Annotated in this window: 3 protein-coding genes; all 3 read left to right on the top strand. The window is 73.8% G+C overall.

Annotation, left to right across the window (positions count from 1 at the left end):
- Positions 1-1,197 (top strand): leucyl aminopeptidase (locus ABD811_RS40770; RefSeq protein ID WP_344958565.1); only part of this gene is annotated, 1,197 nt, incomplete at its 5' end.
- 198 nt (positions 1,198-1,395) lie between these two features.
- Complete coding sequence (lpdA, locus tag ABD811_RS40775; protein ID WP_344958568.1) at positions 1,396-2,787, top strand: dihydrolipoyl dehydrogenase; 1,392 nt, start codon at positions 1,396-1,398, stop codon at positions 2,785-2,787.
- Positions 2,788-2,828: 41 nt separating this feature from the next.
- The coding region (locus ABD811_RS40780; RefSeq protein ID WP_344958570.1) for a biotin/lipoyl-containing protein at positions 2,829-3,194 on the top strand (366 nt) is incomplete at its 3' end.

Consider the following 3,194-nt stretch of genomic DNA (forward strand, 5'->3'; position numbering starts at 1 on the left):
GCCGGCGCGGCCGTGCGCGCGCTGGCCGGCACCCGCCGGGCCGCCGACGCGCTGGCCGCCGCCACCGCCGGCGTGCACGAGGCGGTCGCGGTGGGCGCGCTGCTGGGCAACTACGCCTTCCACGACTTCCGCACCGGCGACCGCAAGGGCCCGGTCGAGCAGATCACCGTGGTCGCCTCCGCCGACGGCGCGCAGGACGCGGTCGACCGCGCCCGCACCCTGGGCGAGGCGGTCACGCTCGTGCGCGACCTGGTCAACACGCCGCCGTCCCACCTGAACCCCGACGACCTGGCCCGCACCGCCGAGCGGGTGGCGGGCGAGGCCGGCCTGGGCATCGAGATCCTGGACGAGAAGGCGCTGGCCGAGGGCGGCTACGGCGGCCTCGTCGGCGTCGGGCAGGGCTCGGTCAACCCGCCCCGCCTGGTGCGCCTCACCTACAGCCACCCCGACGCCGAGCGGACCCTCGCGCTGGTCGGCAAGGGCATCACGTTCGACTCCGGCGGGCTGTCGCTCAAGCCGTCCGAGGCCATGGACTGGATGAAGTCCGACATGGGCGGCGCGGGCGCCGTGCTGGGCGCGCTGTCGGCGATCGCCCGGCTCGGCGTGAAGGTCAACGTCGTCGGCTACCTGGCGCTGGCCGAGAACATGCCGAGCGGCACCGCCCAGCGCCCGTCCGACGTGCTGCGGGTGTACGGCGGCAAGACCGTCGAGGTGCTCAACACCGACGCCGAGGGCCGCCTGGTCATGGCCGACGCGCTGGTGCGCGCCGCCGAGGACGAGCCCGACCTGCTCGTCGACGTCGCCACCCTCACCGGCGCGCAGATCGTCGCGCTGGGCATGCGCACCGCAGGGGTGATGGCCAACGACGACGACCTGCGTGAGAAGGTGGTCGCGGCGGCCCGGGACGCGGGCGAGGCGTTCTGGGGCATGCCGCTCCCGGCGGAGCTGCGCAAGGGCCTTGACTCGGCCGTGGCCGACATCGCCAACGTCAGCGGCGAACGGTGGGGCGGCATGCTCGTGGCGGGCGTGTTCCTCAAGGAGTTCGTCCGCGACGGGCTGCGCTGGGCGCACCTGGACATCGCCGGTCCCGCCTTCAACAAGGGCGAGCCGTACGGCTACACCCCCAAGGGCGGCACCGGCGCGGCGACCCGCGCGCTGGTCCGCATCGCCGAGGACCTGGCCGCGGGGGCCCTCTAGCCGTCACGGGGGGCGCCACCGCCGGCCGCGGCGACGCGGCCGGCGGCGCCCGCCGAGGGACCCCGCCCCGGGACGCCCCGCGCCCCGCCCGTACGGGCGGTCCGAGAACCGAATAGATTTCCTCATGGCGACGGGGCCGCGTGCGCTGAGCCCGGCCGCCGCACAGCAACAGCGCGCAGACCGGAAAGGGAGCGTCCAGTGGCCGACAACGGCCCCTTCGACATCGTGGTCCTCGGCGGCGGCAGCGGCGGGTACGCGTGCGCCCTGCGCGCCGCCGAACTCGGCATGAGCGTGGCGATGGTCGAACGCGACAAGCTCGGCGGCACGTGCCTCAACCGGGGGTGCATCCCCACCAAGGCGCTGCTGCACGCCGCCGAGGTCGCCGACCAGACCCGCGAGGCGGCCAAGTTCGGTGTCAAGGCCGCCTACGAGGGCATCGACATCGCGGGCGTGCACGCCTACAAGGACAAGATCGTGTCCGGCACCGTCAAGGGGCTGACCGGGCTGATCAGGTCCAAGGGCATCACCATGGTCGAGGGCGACGGCAGGCTGACCGGCCCGACCTCCGTGGCGGTCACCGGCGCGGACGGCGCCGTCACCACCCTGGAGGGGCGGCACGTCGTGCTGGCCACCGGCTCGGCCCCCAAGTCGCTGCCCGGCCTGGACATCGACGGCGAGCGGATCATCTCCAGCGACCACGCGCTGACCCTCGACCGGGTGCCCGCCTCGGTGGTCATCCTGGGCGGCGGCGTGATCGGCGTGGAGTTCGCCAGCGTGTGGCGCTCGTTCGGCGCCGAGGTCACCATCGTCGAGGCGCTGCCGCACCTGCTGCCACTGGAGGAGGAGTCCTCGTCCAAGCGGCTGGAGCGGGCGTTCCGCAAGCGCGGCATCGGCTACGAGCTGGGCGTCCGCTTCGAGAAGGCGGAGACCACCGGGGAGGGCGTGCGCGTCACGCTCGAGGGCGGCAAGGTCCTGGAGGCCGAGCTGCTGCTCGTCGCCGTCGGCCGCGGCCCGGTGTCGGACGGCATCGGGCTCGACGAGGTCGGCGTGGCCACCGAGCGCGGCTTCGTCAAGGTGGACGAGTACTGCCGCACCAGCGTCCCCACGATCTCGGCGGTCGGCGACCTGGTGGCGACCCCGCAGCTCGCCCACGTCGGCTTCGCCGAGGGCATCCTGGTGGCCGAGCGGCTCGGCGGGCTGAACCCGCAGCCGATCGACTACGACGGGGTGCCGCGCATCACCTACTCCGATCCCGAGGTCGCCTCGGTCGGGCTGACCACCCGGGCGGCGCGGGAACGGGGGCACGAGGTCAGGGAGTTCACCTACGACCTGGCCGGCAACCCCAGGAGCAAGATCCTGGGCACCCAGGGGGAGGTGAAGGTGATCGCGGCCGTGGACGGTCCCGTGCTCGGGATCCACATGGTCGGCGCCCGCGTCGGAGAACTGATCACCGAAGGTCAGCTCATCTACAACTGGGAGGCCCTGCCGAGCGAGGTCGCCCAGCTCATCCACCCCCACCCGACCCAGTCCGAAGCGGTCGGCGAGGCACACCTCGCCCTCGCCGGCAAGCCATTGCACGTGCACGGCTGAACGCCCGCACGCGAGAGATTCCGAAGGAGTCGCTGAGAGTCATGCCGGTCTCCGTCACCATGCCCCAGCTCGGCGAGAGCGTCACCGAGGGCACCGTCACCCGCTGGCTGAAGAAGGAGGGTGAGCACGTCGAGACGGACGAGCCGCTTCTCGAAGTGTCGACCGACAAGGTCGACACCGAGATCCCTTCTCCCGCGTCGGGTGTGCTGACCAAGATCACCGTTGCCGAGGACGAGACCGTCGAGGTCGGCGCCGAGCTCGCCGTCATCGGCGACCAGGCCGAGGCCGCCGCCGCTCCGCCGGCGCCCGAGCAGCCCGCCGCGCAGGAGGCGCCCGCGCCGCCGCAGGAGGCCCCGCAGCAGCAGGCCCCGCAGCAGCCCGCGCCGCCCGCCGCCGCGCAGCCGGCG

The organism is Actinomadura miaoliensis (assembly GCF_039536785.1).
GTDB classification, from domain to species: Bacteria; Actinomycetota; Actinomycetes; order Streptosporangiales; family Streptosporangiaceae; genus Spirillospora; species Spirillospora miaoliensis.